The organism is Aliiglaciecola sp. M165, from assembly GCF_007197995.1.
Lineage (GTDB): Bacteria > Pseudomonadota > Gammaproteobacteria > Enterobacterales > Alteromonadaceae > Aliiglaciecola.
Map to the genome: position 1 here is coordinate 1 of NZ_VKKH01000024.1, position 281 is coordinate 281.

The 281-nt window shown below is 43.8% G+C and carries 1 pseudogene; it reads right to left on the reverse strand.

Annotation, left to right across the window (positions count from 1 at the left end):
- Positions 1-33: 33 nt before the first annotated feature.
- Positions 34-281: pseudogene (locus tag FM019_RS20935) on the reverse strand (IS3 family transposase); the annotation flags it as partial.

The following is a 281-nucleotide window of genomic DNA, read 5'->3' on the forward strand; positions in this document are numbered from 1 at the left end:
GTATCACCTTTTCCTGGATGACTTGCCTTTGCGCTTTTTTACAACGCGTACTCCATGGTCTTTTTCCAATACGTTCACGACCGCTTCGAAAAAATCTGCTTTCATTTTTGTATCGGCTAGCTGCTTCTCAAGCTCTTTGACCCTCTGCTCTGGTGTTAACTCGGTTTTCGATTTATCCACAACAACGCCTCTGTTCAGAAACTTAGGGGTTCCATAAGACCAATCTAGTCGACCATGCTTACGAAGCCAAACTAAAACAGTCGAACAACCTTGAATGCCAT